Origin of the sequence: Mucilaginibacter roseus, assembly GCF_021215455.1 — a bacterium.
Taxonomy (GTDB): Bacteria; Bacteroidota; Bacteroidia; order Sphingobacteriales; family Sphingobacteriaceae; genus Mucilaginibacter; species Mucilaginibacter roseus.
The window spans coordinates 63132-81963 of the sequence record NZ_JAJPWV010000003.1; the positions used below are offsets into that span (position 1 = coordinate 63132).

An 18832-nucleotide genomic window follows, 5' to 3' on the forward strand; every position below is an offset into this window, starting at 1 on the left:
TTGCACAACACCTTTTTTAGCCGCCGCAGCAGCACCTGCTTTTTTTAGCGATCAATTTAGTTGAATTTTATATTAAGCCCTGACTAACAAACCAATATCGCTACTTCATTCTTTTTTATGACGAATAACTACCTATCTACCCACCTAAAAAAATCATGGAACAAATTGCTTGTTGCAATTCCATTTCTGTTATCGTTCAACGCCGCGTTTGCCCAAAACACCAACATTGCAATAAAACCAGGGGAATACTGGTATGGCGGCGCTGTTAACGAAGCGCAAACCATGCCTTTTAAAGATGGTTATACCTTTGACTTATTTGCCAATACGGGCACTAACCAGGCAAGTCCGCTGCTGCTATCAACCAAAGGGCGTTACGTTTGGAGCGATGAGCCTTTTAAATTTACTGTAAGAAGTAATCAGTTAGTGATAACAGGCAATAATCAGCCATTGGATATTGATTCGGCCGGTCATAACCTGAAGGAATCATTTATCAATGCAAGCAAAAAGCATTTCGCAGCAAAGGGCAAACTGCCTGATACACTTTTGTTCAGTCGGCCGCAGTACAATACCTGGATAGAGCTTGTATACAATCAAAACCAAACCGACATATTAAAATATGCCCATGATGTTGTTGCCAATGATTTCCCCGCCGGCGTGCTAATGATAGATGATAACTGGGCGGACTATTATGGCAGGTTTGATTTTCGGAAAGACCGTTTCAGTAACGCTACGGCGATGGTTGACAGCCTGCATAAAATGGGCTTCAAAGTAATGCTCTGGATAAGTCCGTTTGTATCACCGGATACGGAGGTGTTCAGGGAATTATTAAGCAAAAAACTGCTTTTATACAGCGCCCAACAAAAGGAAAAGAATGATTGGGATAAGGCCATTAACCCTGCCATTATAAGCTGGTGGAACGGTTACAGCGCCGTACTTGATTTTACTAACCCAAAGGCACAAGAGTGGTTTAAGGCCAGGTTGAACTATATGGTAAATACCTATCACCTGGACGGTTTTAAGTTTGATGCGGGTGATGCCGATTTCTATCCTGCGGATGCTATCTCCTACAAAAAAGCAACACCAAATGAGCATAGCCGCTTATGGGGAGAGATAGGACTCAACTATCCACTTAATGAATACCGCGCCATGTGGAAAATGGCCGGAAAGCCCCTGGTACAGCGCCTGCGCGATAAGCAACACACTTGGGCCGATCTGCAAAAATTGATCCCGCATATTACCGTGGCGGGCTTATTGGGCTACAACTTTACCTGCCCGGATATGATTGGCGGCGGAGAATACGGCTCCTTCATAGGCAGGGATAAACTGGATGAGGAGTTGGTGGTACGCTCGGCGCAGTGCTCGGCACTGATGCCAATGATGCAATTTTCGGTAGCGCCGTGGCGGGTATTAAGTAAAGAGCACCTGGCACTGGTAAAGCAAGCTGTTGAAACCCGGAAAAAGCATACACCTTATATAATGCAATTGGCCAAATCATCAGCAAAAACAGGACTGCCAATAGTACGCAGCATGGAATACCAGTACCCGGCACAGGGTTATGCTGAAGTAAAAAGCCAGTTTATGCTGGGCGATAAACTACTGATAGCACCGGCACTGAATAAAGATAAAACCAAAACCATCTACCTGCCCAAAGGCAAATGGCGTGATGACAGGGGCAAGACAATAAAGGGCCCGGCAAAAATTGAGCAGGATGTTCCGCTAAACCGGCTGCCTGTATTTGAGCTGGTAAGTAAGTAACATTTAGGAATTCAATAATTAACCAAATAAACCATTATGAAAAATTTACGAGTACTTTTTGTTTTGCTCATCGCTCTGGGAGGATGTAAAAAGAACAGTGAAAACCTTACGGCAACGGATACCAAAGCGGATTCAAAGAAAACCACTTTCGCGGTTACCAATTTTTATGTTAACGGCAGCACCGGCAACGATGCCAACACCGGGTTAACAGCTGCAACGGCGCTAAAAACCATACAAGCCGCTTTATACAAAACCACTAACGGAGCGGGCAGCAATATTTACGTAGCGGCAGGCACCTATAAAGAGCGGTTATACTGGCCGAATTCCGGCGCATCAACCAGTGAGAAAATTACGCTTACCAATTACAATGGCGGCATTGTTATACTGGATGGTGTAAACGCCACCAACGATGCGCAAAATTCCATGATAGGCATTGCCAGCAAAAGCCACATTAAAATAGATAACATCCGTATAGCTAATAACATCCGCAGTTTTGCATCGGGTATATATGTTTCCGGCTCGGGCACCGACGTACATGTTACCAATTGCAAAATTTACAACATCGGCTGGACAACCAACGCATCGGCGATACCTACAAGCTCAGACAATGCCAACCCGCTGGTAATGATTGGCACTACATCCACATCATACAATCAGATTTACGTAGGCGGTAACGAAATTTATAATTGCAACACCGGCTACAGCGAGGGCTTAACCCTTGGCGGTAACGTGGAGAACTTTTTAATAGAGCGCAACATTGTGCACGACATAAAGAATATAGGTATTGACATGACCGGCCATTACGCATGGACGGGCGCCCCCGCCAACGTAAACTTTGCCCGTAACGGTAACGTGAAATATAACACGGTTTACCGCTGCGTATCGCCGGTGGCTACTTCTGGCGGTATTTATGTAGATGGCGGCAAGTGGATAAACATTGAGGGCAACACCAGCTACGAAAATTACGCCGGTATAAGTGTTGGCTGCGAAAATAATAACAACAACGCCGAAGGCATTAATGTACGTAGCAACTTTGTTTACAATAACATTGAGGCAGGTTTACTTATCGGCTCCAATCAATCAAACGGGAAGGTTATTAATTCAACCGTTAGCAATAACACGCTTTATCAAAACTACTCCAAAGGCGGCTGGGGCGGCGAGATACACATGCAGAATATGGATAATGTATCATTCATCAACAACATCATCCACTCGCGCAGCAATATTGTGGTTATTGCATCATTGGGTTATACCTCAACCAACCTTAGCTTTAACTACAACAAGTATTATTCGCTATCGGCATCGGCATCAAACGTAACGTTTGACTGGGGCGGCATCAACGGAACCACTTACTCAAGTCTGGCGACGTTTAAAACCGCCACCGGCTTAGATGCTAATTCGACTTATGGCAACCCGGGTTATGTTTCGGGTACTTTACCAACGCCAAACCTCCATTTAAGCAGTACATCAGCATCAGTAAATGCAGGCTTGCCTACCTACGTGGTACAAACTGGCGAGTTTGATATTGACGGAGGCGCCCGCAAAGTGAACAACCGGGTTGATATAGGCGCTGACGAATCAGCCTACTGACATCATCAAATACTATAAAAAACGCCCTGCTGAGTAAGAAAAATCAGCAGGGCGTTTTTTTTATAAACAGACGTTTACGGCCATTACTTGCCGATTACTGACATATAACCGAAAAATTGGTTACATCTCCCGAAGTTTGGGGATTGCCCACCCTGATTTGCCGCAGTACTTTTGTGATGTTAAAGCTGTGTAAGTAAAAAACCATAGCATAACAGGCAGAAGATTGTGAAGCCGGCTCCGAAATTCTGCCGAAAAACAACCTGTTTCAATATTTGAAACAGCAACTAATATCATAATATCAAGATGAAAACTTTAATCAAATTAAGTGCACTAACACTTGCAATAGTATCTCTTTTCTCAATTAACGCTAACGCACAAGACGGTGGCAAAACTACTACTGGTTCAGGTATCCGCTTAAACGTTGGCCCTGATTTCGGCTTGCCTGTAGGCAGCTTTAAAGACGCTTACAACTGGAGCGTAGGCGGATCAGTTCAGGCCGACTTCCCGATCCTGCAGGATCAGTTATATGTTACTGTTAACGGCGGTTTCCAAAACTACTTCGCTAAAGAAATTAACGGTGTAAGCGGCGAAGACCTGAAATTAATACCAGCGAAAGCGGGTTTAAAATACTTCCCGGTGCAAAACTTTTATGTACAAGGTGAAGCCGGTGCTGCTTTCATCACCAATAAAAGTGATGTAGGCGCAACCAAATCAGCAGCATTCGTTTACGCGCCGCAGGTAGGTTACCTGTTTAACGTAGGCGGAAACAACTACATTGATGCAGGTGTACGCTTTGAAGGCAACTCTAAATTTACCGACAATGGCAAAAGCAATAATTTGCTTGCCCTGCGCGTAGCTTACAGCTTCGGTTTATAATAAAAATAGTGTTTAATATAGTAACAGCGCCTGCGATTAATATCGCAGGCGCTGTTTTTTGCTATCGGGGCTTAAACAATCTTTAAATATTATACCTCTTTTGAAACCATTTAGGGATGATTAACAACTGAATTATTAAAATCGAAAAAAGCCCTGATAATATATAGGTTAAAGCAACCTTTAACTCTTTATTGGCTATAGTTACTGACGTTTCATCTCTAAATATTTTTATCGAAACAATATACCCGATGAACATACCTGATAAACATTTTAGAAACATATACCGGTTATAGCTTACCCTTATAAATACTAAATAAAATACAATTATACAAAGCGCAATTATCCAGGTACGAAAAATCAGGGCGTCGATAAAGTACAAAGCAATATAAGCTATATTATCTATAGCCCGCTTGAAACTTAAAAATAAATCCAAGGCATAGCTTGTTTATAGCTATTATCAAACATATACTTACTAATACTATACCCAAACGGGCAATTAGGTTTGCTTTCATTATCTGAGAGACAGGCGCTTCAGGCATTTAAACATAAGTATTTTCAGCAAAAAATCGGATCATCCGAGCGTTTGTCGTTCTTCGCACTATGACATTCGGCTTACCTTATTATGATAATACGCTTACCACTTATATGGGCATTACTTGCTTTTTTTGCTGATCTAAATAATGTATATGGAGCAAAGCTACCTTACAGATCACTTTGTTGACGCACGATTACCTGAGTCCGCCCAAGCTATTATAGCGCCAGGCGACAATAAGGCTGTTAAAGTAAAAAGCCATTTGGATGAGTTGATGACCATACATCACCATACCAATGAAAACGCACTGCACTACTATCACAATACGCATTACCACCTGCTGTTAGGCAAGCAGGGTTATACCGAAATTATCGCAGGCAACCTTTTGCACAATTTTGCCGCAGGCAGTATGTTTTTACTTTCGCCCGGACAAAAACCGGATTACCAAAACAGCTCTGACAACGTACAGATCACCATACTATCCTTTCATAAAAAACTATTAAGCAGCAGCCTGATTAAGCAAGCAGGCATACTCGAAATTATAACGCCGGGTGAAAAGGTTACCCCTTACTGCGAGCTTTCGGCCGACCGGGCAAGAATAATGCGCGAGCTTTTTGACAAGCTGGAAAAGGAACTTTACGGCACCCGCATCTTTCATGAGCAAATGGCATACCTCACTTTTATTGAACTGATGCTGCAAGGATACCGCGTTTGTACTGAGCCAACTTTGGTAAGCCACACCAATAATCGGGCTGCGCAGTTAACCCAACAATTTCTGCAACTGGCGGATGAGCACTATTTAACCAAGCGAACGGTACAGGAATATGCCGACGAGTTGGCCGTAAGTGCCAAGTACCTGAGTGAAGTAGTAAAAAATGAAACCGGACTTAGTCCGCTGCACCACATTCACCAGCGATTGTTTAATGAGGCGCGGCACTGGCTGGTTTCGGCAAACCTGTCAATAAAAGAGGTGGCAGATAAACTAAGGTTTGACACCCCATCGCACTTCAGCCGTTTTTTTAAACAATACACCGGCCACAACCCTACATCATACCAACTGATACATGCCGTGATTTAGATATTTATGCTTAGCCTGAAAATGATCCCGGTCACTTTTCAGGCTGAGCATAATCATTCGCAGATAATCCCGCGTATTATGATATTTGTGCTCAATATCATATTTTAACCGCATGGAGAACGCTGCCTTGTTAAATGCAATTATTCAAAATGCCATTGATGGTATCATTACTATTGATGAGCGAGGCCGGGTCGAGTCGATCAACCCGTCAGCGTGCAGGCTGTTTTTGTATGCGCCTGACGAGGTAGTTGGGAATAATATTGCCATGCTGATGCCCCCGCCTGACCGCGAGCAGCACGATAGCTATATACACCGTTATCAGCGCACCGGGCAAGCACACATTATTGGTATCGGTCGTGAAGTGCAGGGCTTACGAAAAGATGGAACCGTATTTCCGTTCAGGCTGGCGGTGAGTGAGGTGCAATACTCGGGCCGAAAAATATACACCGGTTTTATACATGATCTGAGTCGCGAAAAAAAGGCAGAAGAACGCCTGCGCGAATATGCTGCCAACCTGGAACAACAAGTGCAGGAGCGCACCCAATCTCTCAAAAACACAGTTGATGAGCTTCAGATAGCCAAGGAAGAGGTAAGCCAATCGCTGGAAAAGGAAAAGGAATTGGGGCAACTGAAAAGCCGTTTCGTTTCCATGGCTTCGCATGAGTTCCGAACACCCTTAAGCGCTATCCAGCTTTCGGCCGTGCTTATCGAAAAATATGCCTCGCAACTTAACAATCCGAACATCAGCAAGCATATCAACAAAATAAAGGGCTCGATAGGTAACCTCACCAGTATACTGAATGATTTTTTGTCGTTAGAGCGCCTTGAGGCAGGCAAGGTAGAACCTGTATTTACCCCCTTTGATATCGTGAAATTTTCTGAAGAGATAACGGAGGAGATGCAGATGATAGCTAAAGAAGCACAAAACATCGTTTACCAGCATACCGGTACTACCAGTATGGTAAGCCTTGACCAGGGCTTGCTACGTAACTGCATCATTAACCTTATTAGCAACGCTATAAAATACAGCGGCGAGCATACTTTTATTGAATTTAATACAGAATTAACTGATGATCAACTCATCATCATTATAAAAGATAACGGCATAGGCATCCCCGAAAGCGACCAAAAACATTTGTTCGAGGCTTTCTTCAGGGCGCACAATACCGGCAACATACCGGGTACCGGCCTGGGGCTTAATATTGTGGCAAGGTATGCCACATTAATGAACGGACAAATAGCATTTGAAAGCAAGATAAACCAGGGTACATCATTCACTTTAGCATTTCCGGTAAAAGCATGACAACTATATTGATCATTGAAGACAACAACGACATCAGGGAAAGTACCGCGGAGATATTAGAACTCAGTGGCTACAAGGTGCTTCAAGCTAACAACGGTAAGGCAGGTGTTGACCTCGCCTTTCAGCATAAACCCGACCTGGTTCTTTGCGATATTATGATGCCCGAGCTCGATGGTTATGGCGTACTATACATGCTGGGCAAAAACGCGGAAACAGCGGGCACGCCCTTTATCTTTCTGACGGCCAAGGCCGAGCGGATAGATTTTAGAAAAGGTATGGAGATGGGTGCTGATGATTACCTGACCAAACCCTTTGATGATATTGAGCTGCTGAACGCCATTGAATCGCGGCTGAAAAAGAAACAGCGCCAGGAGGAGTACTACAATCAATCGATAGATAAGCTGGAGCAACTGGCAAGCGGCAACGGGCAAGGCCTGGCCGAGCTTAAAGGCATGATAGCCGGCAGAAAAGTACGCCAGATAAAAAAGAAACAGATACTTTATTACGATGGCGATACCCCGCAAGGCCTTTACCTGGTGCTTGAGGGTAGCGTAAAAACCATTAAAATTGCCGAGGATGGCCGCGAACTCTTAACCGGCCTTTACCGTAATGATGATTACCTGGGAATACATGCCCTGCTTTTAGATGAAAGCTATACCGATACCGCCGAGGCTGTTGAAGATTCGGCCGTGTGCCTGCTGCCGAGGGATATGACGCTGAACCTGCTTAACAAATACCCGGATGTGGGGCAGCAATTCATCCGCATATTGGCCAACAACGTGCGCGAAAAGGAGGAGCAGTTAATTGAGCTGGCCTATAATTCTGTACGTAAACGTTTGGCGCAGGTGCTTATCCGCCTGAGTAAGCAATCAACTGATCCGGCGCAGTTCAAAATATCACGCGATGAACTGGCCGCCATGGCAGGCATGGCTACTGAAACGGTTAGCCGTACCCTTACCGATTTTAAGGAAGAAGGCTCAATAGAAAAAAAAGGCAGCCAGATAACCATACTGGATATGAACCGCCTGGTAAAAATGAAAAACTGACGAATATCATTTTTTGTACTGACGGTACGCATGTTTTGGCTACTGCAACAAGGCTAACTTTGTAGCAAAGCATTAGCAAATGAAAGTTGTAGCCTACAGTATAAAAGCTTTTGAAAAGGAATTCCTGGCAAAATCCAATCAAAAGAAACATGATATCACCCTCATATCAAACCCGTTAAGTATTGAAACGGCCGCCTACGCGCAAGGTAAGGATGCCGTAGTTATATTTACCAATGATGATGCCTCAGCCCCGGTTATTGATAAACTGGCGGATATGGGTATTAAATATATTGCCACCCGCTCCGTAGGTACCGATCATATTGACAAAGTTGCTGCAGGCGAAAGGGGCATTAAGCTGGCCAACGTACCCATCTACTCACCACAAGCCATTGCCGAACATACCCTGGCGCTTGCCCTCGCCCTTAGCAGGCACATACCTGTAGCCCACCAGCATAGTATAAATTTTGATTTTAAGCTGGATGACCTGATCGGTTTTAATTTTTATGGTAAAACCGTTGGGCTGATCGGTTTGGGGCATATCGGCCTGGCAACAGCCGCCGTTTTTAAAGGGTTGGGTTGCCGTGTTATTGGTTATGATGTGAGCAAACCCGACCGCTTGCCCGATATTGAGTTTGCTCCGCTGGATGAATTGCTTAAGCAATCTGACGTTATATCATTGCACGCGCCGCTTACACCGGATACTTTTCATATCATCAACACTGAAAACATCGCCAAAATGAAACCGGGTGTTATGCTGCTTAATACTTCACGTGGTGGGTTGATTGACACAGAATCAGCCCTGCTGGCAATAAACACCGGGCAAATAGGCTACTTAGGTTTGGATGTTTACGAAAACGAAAAAGGTCTGTTTTTCCAGGACCATACACACGATGCGCAAAAGGATAGCCTGCTTACCCGTTTAATGGCTCATCCCAATGTGATTGTTACCCCACATCAGGCATTTTTGACTAACGAGGCTTTACAGCAGATTTGCGATCAAACCATTAAAAACCTCGACCTATGGCAGCAAAACAAATGCACCGGCAACGCCTGTGCCTGCGCCAACAGTTGCCGCACCGAAGTGGTGCCTGTTAAAATCATCGCCTAAAAGCCTAAAGCCATGCCCGTACCCGAAGCACTCACCGATAAATATAATGTTGCCGCGCCGCGCTACACTAGTTACCCTACTGTACCTTATTGGGATAATACTCCATTTGATGCCGCGGAATGGGAACGCGCTGTAAAGGCATCATTTACACAAACCAATAATACCGATGGCATCAGCCTTTACATACACCTGCCCTATTGCGAAAGCCTGTGTACTTATTGCGGCTGCAATACCCGCATTACCAAAAATCACCGTGTAGAGCAACCCTATATTGAGGCCGTACTAAAGGAATGGGGAATGTATAAAGCCATCTTTAATGAGCAGCCCGTAATACGTGAGATACATTTGGGTGGCGGAACGCCAACCTTTTTTAGTCCGCAAAATTTGCAGTTGCTGATAAACGGATTACTTGATGATACCGCCATCCACCCGAATGCTGAATTTGGTTTTGAGGCGCACCCGGGGAATACCACTACGGAGCATTTACAAACCCTGTACGATCTGGGTTTTCGCAGGCTGAGCCTCGGCATTCAGGATTTTGACCCGAAGGTACAATTTATCATTAACCGCATACAGAGTTTTGAGCAGGTAAAAAAAGTAACGGACGAGGCACGGGAAATAGGTTATGACTCTATCAATTACGACCTGATCTATGGCCTGCCGCTGCAAACTGTAGCGAGCATGGCTGATACCCTGCACCAAGTTGCCTTGCTGATGCCCGACCGTATCGCCTTTTACAGCTACGCTCATGTGCCCTGGATAAAACCCGGCCAGCGCCGCTATACCGAAAAAGATCTGCCCGACGCGTTTTTGAAACGTAAACTGTATGATCTGGGTTGCGAGTTGTTTCAAAACATCGGCTATCATGATATTGGCATGGACCATTTTTCACTAAGTACCGATAGCCTTTACCGGGCTGAACAAGGTGGTCGTTTACACCGCAACTTTATGGGTTATACCTATCAATATACCCAATTGCTTATCGGCCTGGGGGTATCATCCATTAGTGACTCATGGTATGCTTACGCGCAGAATGCTAAGAAGATAGATGAGTACCTGGATCTGATCAATGCCGGCCGGTTGCCACTTATCAAGCTGCATCAATCTACCGATGAGGATATGCTGTTGCGCAGCCATATATTGGATATTATGTGCAAGGGCCAAACCCGCTGGGATCATGATGCCCAACCGTCTGCCGGGCTGTCAAAAAGCATTGAAAGGTTGGAGCCATTAGTGAATGACGGCCTGATAGAACTCAACTCCCGCTGCCTGAAGGTTACACCGCTTGGCAAACGCTTTTTACGCAATATATGTATGGCTTTTGACGAAAGGCTGTGGCAAAACAAGCCAGCAACGCAATTATTCAGCATGAACGGATAATAACATATAATCAAACCTGAACGCAATCAATTAACAATGAAAAAAGCGGCTTTTGGCCGCTTTTTTTGTGCTTATGCTATGGCATTCAGTTGCGCTTCGCAGGTTTGCAGCATGGTTTGCATCTCCTGTAAATACTCAAGCGTTTGGTTGCTTATCTGCGGTATCAGCGCCTTATAATAATCAATACCCTGCTGTAGCTGCTGCCTGAACTTGTCAAGGTATTTTTCCTTCTTAGTATTCATGTTATTTACCGAGCGGGCAACTTCTTTGTTCAGGTACTCCAGGTAAAGGTTCAGCTCGTTAATGAAAAGGTTGGGGCGGCTCACATTTTTAAGCAGGTTAAGTTTGCCGTAGATATGCTTTACCATTTCATCTAACGAGTATGTAGCCTTAAAATAAGCCAGGTTTGGGCCGGGGCAAATGGCTACCGCCTTGTTTTCGCGGGGTTTTAGCAGGTTGTTTTTGATATAGGCTGATACGGCCAATCCTTCGCAAAGGCATATTTTTTCGGTTACTTCCTGTACCTGGCGGTATAATTCATCGCCGGGCAGATTGGCAGCCATAAGCTGTTCAATTTTTAAATGCTGGTACTGGCGCGATGCCGTACAGATAGGCTCGGCCGTAAACTCCGTATTGGTACACAGGTATTTTTTAGTACAAGGGCTCCCCGGACGATGCGCGGCTATACGCTTCAAACGCAACTGCTGTATGCTTGCCGGCTTAAAGTTATTGAAGAGCACACCCAGCGGCGATGCCGCGCTTACGTAAAAATCATCCGGCTTTGCCGCGGTTAACTGGTGCAGTGTTTCATCATCAACATTGGTAGCTTCAGGAACCAGCAAGAACGGACTGCCCCAGCCTGTAGCATCAAGCGCGTAGTGCTCCAGCAAAAAATTATTTTCGGCTGCCGTACCTATACCACCCTGAACACTGATGCGGATTGACGGATTATTGATAACGCTGTAGCCTTTGCTACTTAATGCCGGTAAGTATATAGCCTGTAACTCATCTACCATTTCCTGCCGCTTTTCGTTGAATCCCTGTAATATGGGGCCAAGCAATAAGCCATCGGTAGCAAAGGCATGGCCACCGCAATTCAGGCCCGACTCGATACGGAACTCATGCACCCAAATACCTTTTTTGGCCAAAAATTTCGCTTGTATCAATGCCGAGCGGTAATCGCTCACCTTCAGTATCACCCGCTTGCGGGTGTTGCCATCAACGTCCGGAAAAAAATCACGGAACTCCTCGAGGTAACTATATAAGCGCGGGTTCATACCGGCTGATAGTATGACCGAGGCATTCAGGTCACTTTGTGCAAAACCACGCAGGGCGGCTAAGGCATCGGTATTAACCTCGCCGGTGCTATGGCCGTCCTTGTCATAGTTCATCTTATCAACCTTGGCCATAATATTTACATCAATACTGCCGGATTGCATTTCGCTGCGCAATTGCTGCTCTAATTTGTGTTTCAGATCGACATCAGTGGTCTGTTGCATCAGTAGGTATTTTTGTTTCAATGCCGAGCCATCGGGCAGCATATCAAAATAACGGTCAATATCGTGGCCCTCGCCAAACGGCTGTTGCTTGAGCGCGGTCATTTGCCGGGCAACGTAGGTGTTCAGCATATCCAGATACGCGGTTATGCGCCGGGCACGGTAATCGTGCTCATTTTTTTTGATCGGGATGTATTCATCGTTGTGCTCACGTATGTGAAACTCGCGCATACGCTCTACCAGTTCATCATCAACTATTGAAACCACGGATGATATACCGTATCGCGCTACTTTGAGCGGTGTATCAATTGAAAAGGCCAGCCCTAAAACGGGGATATGAAAGTTGTGCATCGTTATTTAAAAATCAATTATTATTCAATAAAAAAAGCGGCTGATAACCGCTTTTTTATTCATACCACACTAATCCTGTTTGTTAAACTATTACAATGATGATCATTGCCACGTGAATTAAAATACTGGCCGCGAACAGCTTGAGCACGGTACGGATACCGCCACCAGCCATATTGGCGATCAGGTTTGCAAAAAAGCAGATCATGGTTACGGCTAACACCGCGGCAGAGCCGTCAAAGTAGTAGCTCAATACTGCCGGGATGGGTAAAAATATTACGCCATGCACCATCAGTACTAAAAAGAACCATAAGGTTTGGTTGCTTTTTTGCGTGTCGGCAAACTCATTAAACTTATCCCACAAGTTAAAATGCAGGGTTGCCGGTTTATGTTCATTTATAAATTGCGGGGTTATTGTTTTTATAGTTGCCATAACATTTATCGTTTTGTTTACAATTCAAAATTGCGGATAAACACGTGCCTGCACCATGACAGCCATCATTACAAAAAGTGACCTTACGCACATTTTTTATTTGCATATCGCGGGTGCATCCATTGCCGGCGGACTAAGGTATGGCACATTAAGCGACAGGCCCCGCAGCACAAACCACACCCCAAGGCACAGCATAAAATAAGGCACCACTATATTCAGCTTTCGCCTGAGCGATACGGTAAAAAAACCGCTGCCAAGCGCGGCGGCAAACATGAGCGGTAAAGTGCCCATTCCAAACCATAACATAAAGCTTGCTGAGTTTAAAACCGTACCGGTGTTAACAGCGCCTACCAGCGCCAGGTAAACAAATCCGCAGGGAAGTAAACCATTAAGCATACCTGTGAGCAAATGCCCCGCACGTTTTTTTAATGCCCATACCAGCATGTTATTAAACGGTTGCATTAACTTTACAGCGATGCCCGTACTTTTAAATGAGTGTTTAATTAAGCGGGATAATGCCGCCAGTATAATGAGTACACCGCTTACAATGCTCAACCCGTTCTGGATGTTGGCCAGCCAAATTTGCTTGCCTATAAGCCCAATGATCAAACCAAGAACAACATAACTTATGGTGCGGCCGAATTGGTACAGCAGTTTATCAAAAGCAAGCAGCCATGCCGAGCGCCCGCCAAAGGACACGGCCAGCATTAACGGCCCGCACATGCCAATGCAATGAACACTGCCGAAAAGTCCTATAAAAAACGCTACCTGCCAGTCGCTCATGGTAAGGTGATCTCTTGTTTATAGAGGTATTGCCTGTTGCCTTGCTGCCAGTTGATAACCAGTTGCCACCGCCCCTGCTGAAAATCAGTTAACGGTATGCTGAATAATCCACCCGCGCCGGTAGCCATATCCATAGCCTTATCAAACCGTTGCCCTGACGGGCGGAGGAAGGTGAGTTTGCCGTTTGCCTCGCCGGTAAACTGTATGTTCAGGGTGTTACCCTCTACCTTTATAATGGGTTGTGCATGATCCTGCTCCACATTCTTCTGGCGCGTGTATTCGCTGTTGTAGGCCAGGCCTTTTTCGTAATAACTGTTATCATAATCATCGGCAGGCTGCCTTAACATGTAAACCGCCATGCAGATGATAAAGAGCATAAAGGTTACCATACCGGTAACCAGCCATTTGCCCCAATTCCAATTTCTAATTGCTTCCATAAACCGGTCCTATAAATGATGTTGATATAGTGCTGAGCGTTTCATGACCCCGCATCACTTCAATTTCAATATCTGTTTTAGCGCTTTTTATTCTGTTGGCAGGTACCATTAAAAAGAAAACCGCCTTGCCCTCGCTTTCGGCTTTTAACGTACCAGGTGCCTGGATATATTTTACCTTGATCGCAGGATCATTAGTAACCAGTGTGATCTGTTGCGGAGTGCTGGTTTTATTAATCAGTTCGGCATTGTAAATATTGCTGATGTAACCACCCGGCTGCTCCTGATACAGCATACCAGCCGACCGCAGTATGGTAACATCAACCGCGCTGCGTTTAAGCACAAAGGAGGTAAGCACGCCCAGCAGCACCACAATTACCGCGCTGTAAGCAACCATACGTCCGTTAAACTTTGGCTGCTCCTTTTGGGCGATGCTTTCTTCAGAGTAAAAGCCGATAAGGTTAAGCGGCTTGTTGATCTTTTCCATTACCTGGTTACAGGCATCAATACAGGCGGTGCAATTTATACATTCCAGTTGGGTGCCCTTACGTATATCAATGCCTGTCGGGCAAACATCTACACACAAGCCGCAATCCACACAATCGCCTTTTTGGGTCTGATCCTGTTTTTTAGATATCTTACCGCGCGGCTCGCCACGCAAAAAATTATAGGCTACCACAAGCGTGCTCTTATCTATCAGCACCCCCTGCAAGCGCCCGTACGGGCAAACAACCGTACACACCAGCTCTCGCATTTGACTATAAACCAAATAAAACACCACGGTAAATACCCAAATACTTATAAAACCCGACCAGTGCATGGCAACCGGCTCGGTAATGATTTTTATTAATGCTTCCTTACCAATAATGTATGCCAAAAAAATATTAGCTATCAAAAACGATAGCACAATAAAAATGCTGTGTTTAGATATTTTTTTGATCAGCTTTTCGCGGGTTAGCGGCCCTTTGTCCAGCTTGCGGCGTTTTTTGGCATCGCCCTCAATCCATATCTCTATCTTACGAAAAACCATCTCCATAAAAATAGTTTGCGGGCATATCCATCCACAAAACACCCGGCCGAAAGCGATGGTGAACAGTATGATACATACCAACCCGGCCAGCATTGCAAGCACGAACAAAAAGAAATCCTGCGGCCAAAATACCTGCCCCAGTATTACAAAGCGGCGCTCCATAATATTGAGCAGCAACAGCGGGTGCCCGTTAACGCTGATGAATGGGCCTGCAAAAAACAGCACCAGGTAAGCATAGCTTAGCAGGCTGCGGTACCGGTACAGCTTACCCTTACGCACAACCGGATACATCCAGCGGCGGCCACCGCCAGTGGTGGTATTAGGTTGTGCGGTAATATCAGCGGTAAGCATATCTGTAGTTTATTTTAAATAGACGCCGTTTTAGCAGCAGCGTCATCTTTATAAATATCGCCCTGCGGCTCTTTGGCTCCGGCAGGTTTAGTTCCGTATATTGACTTAATGTAGCTGGCCACATCGGCAATTTGTTTAGGGGTAAGCTGCTTTTCCCAGTTGGGCATACCCTTGGCCTGTACTCCGTATTTAATAGTTTTAAATACATCGTTTATTTTGCCGCCATGCAGCCAGTACTCATCGGTAAGGTTAGGCCCAACAACGCCCTGCCCCTTCTCGCCATGGCAGGCGGCGCAATGGGTTTTAAATACCGTTGCGCCCGATTGCAACACTGCGCCGTCTGTTGAAAGAGTGACTGAATTTTCATCCACCCGGTTGGCTGATTTTGCCAGGAAGGCTTCCTTCTCCTTGTTAGCCACGGTTATTTCGGTTTGATATTCCTGATCCTGTAATTGCCCTATGCCGAATACATGGTAAACAAGCAGGTACCCGATAGCGAATGCGATGGTGATATAGAACAAGCCCATAAACCAGGCGGGCGTTGGGTTATTCAGTTCCTTAATACCGTCAAAATCATGCTCGGTAAGCAGTGATTGCTCTTCGGCCATTGGCCTTAATGAGAGGAGCTTGTTCACCAGGCTGTTCTTTGGTTTAGGAGGTATTACTTCGGCTTCAGCTACAGCAGACATGTTTTTAGCTTCAGCACCCAGTAGCAGGCGGGTAAGTACCTTAAATGTGCGCAGCAATACCAGCATGGTTATTACAAACAATACCAGCATCAGCATAATGGCTCCGTAGCCAATGTAGTTCATGGTATCAACAGGCACCAACGTATCATCGGCTGCCATTACAGGGGCAGTGCCTAAGGTTGTTATCAGCAAAAACGCGGTCAATAGCTTTTTCATAGCTCCTGTATATTTAGGTGTTTAGGTTGATTATCGCTCAGGGGTATATCGCTCATATAGTCGGCATGTGGTTTTTTTATGCGGATAAGCATTACCGTTACCACAATGAAGAACAGCAGAAATATGGCTAACGAGGTGATGAGGTAAACCTGGTTACCATCAATACCCTGTACAAATTGTTTAAACATGGCGCTTAGTTATTAGCGGTTTTAGTTACTTTAATATCAGTACCCAGGCGTTGCAGATAGGCTATCAGGGCTACTATCTCGCGGTCGCTTTGTACCTTTATCTTGTCTTTAGCCAGGTTATCGGCAATGCCTTTGGCCTGTTTATCCAGCTCGGTGTTGGCCTGCTTGTCGTAACCGGCGGCATACGGTACACCCAATGTGCGCATGGCATTTATTTTAGATGCCGTGGTGGTGGTGTCGAGCTTTTGGTTGATGAGCCAATCGTAGTTCGGCATGATACTGCCCGGCGACATCAGCCTTGGATCAAGCATGTGGTTATAGTGCCAGGCGTTGCTGTACTTGCCCCCCTCGCGCTGCAAATCGGGCCCGGTACGTTTTGATCCCCAAAGAAAAGGGTGATCGTAAACAAATTCACCGGCCTTACTGTATTCGCCATAACGCTCCGTTTCAGACCGGAAAGGCCTTACCGTTTGCGAGTGACAGTTAACGCAACCCTCGCGGATGTATATATCACGGCCCTGCAATTCCAGCGGCGTATAGGGTTTTACACTGGCAATGGTAGGCACGTTTGAGGAGATGGTCATGGTTGGGATCAGCTCAATGATACTGCCTATCAGTATCACCAGTAATGAAAGTACCATCAGTTGTATCGGCTTACGCTCCAATACGCGGTGCCAAAAGTTGTCGCCCTCGTTATGGGCTACAAAAACTTTTTCCAACGGCATCGCTTCGGCAGGCTCCTGCGCTACCAATTTGCCAACGGCCATGGTTTTAGCCAGGTTATAAGCCATTACAATAACACCCACCAGGTACAACCCGCCACCAACAGCACGCATTACATGCATCGGGATGATGCGCAGCGTGGTTTCTAAAAAGGTGGGGTATTTCAAGATACCCTCCGGTGTAAATTCTTTAAGCATCAGGCCCTGGGTAAAACCGGCCCAGTACATCGGTACCGCGTAAAACAATATGCCCAGCGTACCTATCCAAAAGTGGAATGAGGCCAATTTGGTGGAGTAAAGCTGTGTGCGGTAAATTCTCGGTATCAACCAGTATAGTATGGCAAAGGTTAAAAAGCCGTTCCAGCCTAAAGCGCCAACATGCACGTGGGCTACTATCCAGTCAGTAAAGTGGCCAATGGCGTTTACTTGTTTTAATGATAGCATTGGCCCCTCAAAGGTGGCCATACCATAGGCCGTTAAACCAACCACCATAAATTTAAGTACCACATCATCGCGCACCTTATCCCAGGCACCGCGCAGGGTAAGCAACCCGTTGATCATGCCGCCCCAGCTTGGCGCTATCAGCATAATAGAAAATACGATACCTAATGATTGTGCCCAGCTTGGTAAGGTGGTATATAGCAAGTGGTGTGGACCCGCCCATATATAAATAAATATCAGCGCCCAAAAGTGCAGTATACTCAACTTATATGAATACACCGGGCGGTTGGCCATCTTAGGCAAAAAGTAATACATCATGCCCAGGTAAGGCGTGGTTAAAAAGAAAGCCACCGCGTTATGCCCGTACCACCATTGCACCAGCGCATCCTGAACGCCGGCATACAGGTAGTAGCTTTTTAAACCAGATATAGGCAACTCGAACGAATTAACGATATGCAGCACCGCTATGGTTACAAACGTGGCAATGTAAAACCAGATGGCCACGTACAGGTGCCGCTCGCGGCGTTTAATGATGGTACCGAACATGTTGATGCCAAATACCACCCATATCAGCGTAATGGCAATATCAATAGGCCATTCCAGCTCGGCATACTCGTGCGAGGTGGTGAAACCCAGCGGTAGCGTAATAACTGCCGATACGATGATGAGCTGCCATCCCCAAAAATGAATCTTGCTCAGGGCATCACTAAACATGCGGGCCTTTAGCAGGCGTTGCAGCGAATAGTAAACGCCCATAAAAATGGCGTTGCCCACAAACGCGAAGATAACCGCGTTGGTATGCAGCGGGCGTATGCGGCCAAAGGTGGTGTACTGGTTGCCCATGTTCATGCCGGGTTTAAACAGCTGCATGGCTACCAGTAGCCCTACTGTCATGCCGATTATCCCCCAAACAATGGTGGCAATTCCAAAATTTCGTACAATCTTGTTATCGTAGTAAAATTTTTCGGGTTGCATAATATTGCGGTTAGTTCAAATAAATTAATGGTGTAAAATTACCCGGACTGCCCTGCCC

Annotated in this window: 16 protein-coding genes; 8 read left to right on the forward strand and 8 right to left on the reverse strand. The window is 45.6% G+C overall.

All coding sequences use genetic code 11. From position 1 onward, the window contains the following. The first annotated feature begins 117 nt into the window (after window positions 1-117). From LT679_RS09380 to hemN, 8 genes are all read left to right on the forward strand, one after another. The gene (locus LT679_RS09380) at window positions 118-1755 is read left to right on the forward strand and encodes a glycoside hydrolase family 31 protein (protein WP_232177210.1); all 1638 of its coding nucleotides are present in this window, start codon (window positions 118-120) and stop codon (window positions 1753-1755) included. 36 nt (window positions 1756-1791) lie between these two features. Beyond that, window positions 1792-3345 (forward strand): hypothetical protein, encoded by a 1554-nt coding sequence (locus LT679_RS09385; protein ID WP_232177211.1) that lies wholly within the window; start codon window positions 1792-1794, stop codon window positions 3343-3345. A gap of 303 nt (window positions 3346-3648) precedes the next feature. Beyond that, a complete protein-coding gene (locus tag LT679_RS09390; RefSeq protein WP_232177212.1) occupies window positions 3649-4221 on the forward strand; it encodes a hypothetical protein in 573 nt (190 codons plus the stop codon). A 686-nt stretch (window positions 4222-4907) separates the two neighbouring features. Continuing rightward, window positions 4908-5831 carry a helix-turn-helix domain-containing protein gene (locus LT679_RS09395; protein WP_232177213.1) on the forward strand — a complete coding sequence of 308 codons (924 nt, stop codon included), beginning with the start codon at window positions 4908-4910 and terminating at the stop codon, window positions 5829-5831. A gap of 112 nt (window positions 5832-5943) precedes the next feature. Beyond that, complete coding sequence (locus tag LT679_RS09400) at window positions 5944-7134, forward strand: PAS domain-containing sensor histidine kinase (RefSeq protein WP_232177214.1); 1191 nt, start codon at window positions 5944-5946, stop codon at window positions 7132-7134. Next, window positions 7131-8180: a response regulator gene (locus LT679_RS09405; RefSeq protein WP_232177215.1), complete on the forward strand. Its 1050-nt coding sequence runs from the start codon at window positions 7131-7133 to the stop codon at window positions 8178-8180. The genes LT679_RS09400 and LT679_RS09405 overlap by 4 nt, the downstream gene beginning before the upstream one ends. A 79-nt stretch (window positions 8181-8259) precedes the next feature. After that, entirely contained in the window at window positions 8260-9288 is a 1029-nt protein-coding gene (locus LT679_RS09410) for a 2-hydroxyacid dehydrogenase (protein ID WP_232177216.1), read from the forward strand. Between the two features lie 12 nt (window positions 9289-9300). After that, a complete protein-coding gene (hemN, locus tag LT679_RS09415; RefSeq protein WP_232177217.1) occupies window positions 9301-10668 on the forward strand; it encodes an oxygen-independent coproporphyrinogen III oxidase in 1368 nt (455 codons plus the stop codon). A 71-nt stretch (window positions 10669-10739) separates the two neighbouring features. On the opposite strand, the gene LT679_RS09420 is transcribed toward hemN, so the two are convergent. From LT679_RS09420 to ccoN, 8 genes are all read right to left on the reverse strand, one after another. Beyond that, window positions 10740-12515, reverse strand: a complete 1776-nt coding sequence (locus LT679_RS09420; protein WP_232177218.1) for a hypothetical protein — start codon at window positions 12513-12515, stop codon at window positions 10740-10742. 82 nt (window positions 12516-12597) lie between these two features. Beyond that, window positions 12598-12945 (reverse strand): hypothetical protein, encoded by a 348-nt coding sequence (locus tag LT679_RS09425; RefSeq protein ID WP_232177219.1) that lies wholly within the window; start codon window positions 12943-12945, stop codon window positions 12598-12600. 96 nt (window positions 12946-13041) lie between these two features. Next, complete coding sequence (locus tag LT679_RS09430) at window positions 13042-13728, reverse strand: sulfite exporter TauE/SafE family protein (protein ID WP_232177220.1); 687 nt, start codon at window positions 13726-13728, stop codon at window positions 13042-13044. Continuing rightward, on the reverse strand, window positions 13725-14165 hold the full coding sequence (locus tag LT679_RS09435; protein ID WP_232177221.1) for a FixH family protein: 441 nt from the start codon (window positions 14163-14165) through the stop codon (window positions 13725-13727). Before LT679_RS09435 ends, LT679_RS09430 begins: the two co-directional genes overlap by 4 nt. After that, the gene (gene ccoG / locus LT679_RS09440) at window positions 14152-15543 is read right to left on the reverse strand and encodes a cytochrome c oxidase accessory protein CcoG (protein ID WP_232177222.1); all 1392 of its coding nucleotides are present in this window, start codon (window positions 15541-15543) and stop codon (window positions 14152-14154) included. The genes LT679_RS09435 and ccoG overlap by 14 nt, the downstream gene beginning before the upstream one ends. Before the next feature lie 14 nt (window positions 15544-15557). Continuing rightward, window positions 15558-16448 (reverse strand): cbb3-type cytochrome c oxidase N-terminal domain-containing protein, encoded by an 891-nt coding sequence (locus LT679_RS09445; RefSeq protein ID WP_232177223.1) that lies wholly within the window; start codon window positions 16446-16448, stop codon window positions 15558-15560. Further along, window positions 16445-16636, reverse strand: coding sequence for a hypothetical protein (locus LT679_RS09450; protein ID WP_228949951.1), 192 nt, complete (start codon window positions 16634-16636; stop codon window positions 16445-16447). Before LT679_RS09450 ends, LT679_RS09445 begins: the two co-directional genes overlap by 4 nt. Window positions 16637-16641: 5 nt before the next feature. Next, window positions 16642-18774: a cytochrome-c oxidase, cbb3-type subunit I gene (gene ccoN, locus LT679_RS09455; RefSeq protein WP_232177224.1), complete on the reverse strand. Its 2133-nt coding sequence runs from the start codon at window positions 18772-18774 to the stop codon at window positions 16642-16644. Window positions 18775-18832 lie beyond the last annotated feature (58 nt).

Bases quoted from the DNA above. Each gene is read 5' to 3' on its own strand.
- LT679_RS09420 (WP_232177218.1), bottom strand. From the start codon at position 12,515: ATGCACAACTTTCATATCCCCGTTTTAGGGCTGGCCTTTTCAATTGAT.
- LT679_RS09395 (WP_232177213.1), top strand. From the start codon at position 4,908: ATGGAGCAAAGCTACCTTACAGATCACTTTGTTGACGCACGATTACCT.
- LT679_RS09390 (WP_232177212.1), top strand. From the start codon at position 3,649: ATGAAAACTTTAATCAAATTAAGTGCACTAACACTTGCAATAGTATCT.
- LT679_RS09410 (WP_232177216.1), top strand. From the start codon at position 8,260: ATGAAAGTTGTAGCCTACAGTATAAAAGCTTTTGAAAAGGAATTCCTG.
- LT679_RS09405 (WP_232177215.1), top strand. From the start codon at position 7,131: ATGACAACTATATTGATCATTGAAGACAACAACGACATCAGGGAAAGT.
- LT679_RS09430 (WP_232177220.1), bottom strand. From the start codon at position 13,728: ATGAGCGACTGGCAGGTAGCGTTTTTTATAGGACTTTTCGGCAGTGTT.
- LT679_RS09445 (WP_232177223.1), bottom strand. From the start codon at position 16,448: ATGAAAAAGCTATTGACCGCGTTTTTGCTGATAACAACCTTAGGCACT.
- LT679_RS09385 (WP_232177211.1), top strand. From the start codon at position 1,792: ATGAAAAATTTACGAGTACTTTTTGTTTTGCTCATCGCTCTGGGAGGA.
- LT679_RS09400 (WP_232177214.1), top strand. From the start codon at position 5,944: ATGGAGAACGCTGCCTTGTTAAATGCAATTATTCAAAATGCCATTGAT.
- ccoN (WP_232177224.1), bottom strand. From the start codon at position 18,774: ATGCAACCCGAAAAATTTTACTACGATAACAAGATTGTACGAAATTTT.
- LT679_RS09450 (WP_228949951.1), bottom strand. From the start codon at position 16,636: ATGTTTAAACAATTTGTACAGGGTATTGATGGTAACCAGGTTTACCTC.
- LT679_RS09435 (WP_232177221.1), bottom strand. From the start codon at position 14,165: ATGGAAGCAATTAGAAATTGGAATTGGGGCAAATGGCTGGTTACCGGT.
- ccoG (WP_232177222.1), bottom strand. From the start codon at position 15,543: ATGCTTACCGCTGATATTACCGCACAACCTAATACCACCACTGGCGGT.
- LT679_RS09425 (WP_232177219.1), bottom strand. From the start codon at position 12,945: ATGGCAACTATAAAAACAATAACCCCGCAATTTATAAATGAACATAAA.
- hemN (WP_232177217.1), top strand. From the start codon at position 9,301: ATGCCCGTACCCGAAGCACTCACCGATAAATATAATGTTGCCGCGCCG.
- LT679_RS09380 (WP_232177210.1), top strand. From the start codon at position 118: ATGACGAATAACTACCTATCTACCCACCTAAAAAAATCATGGAACAAA.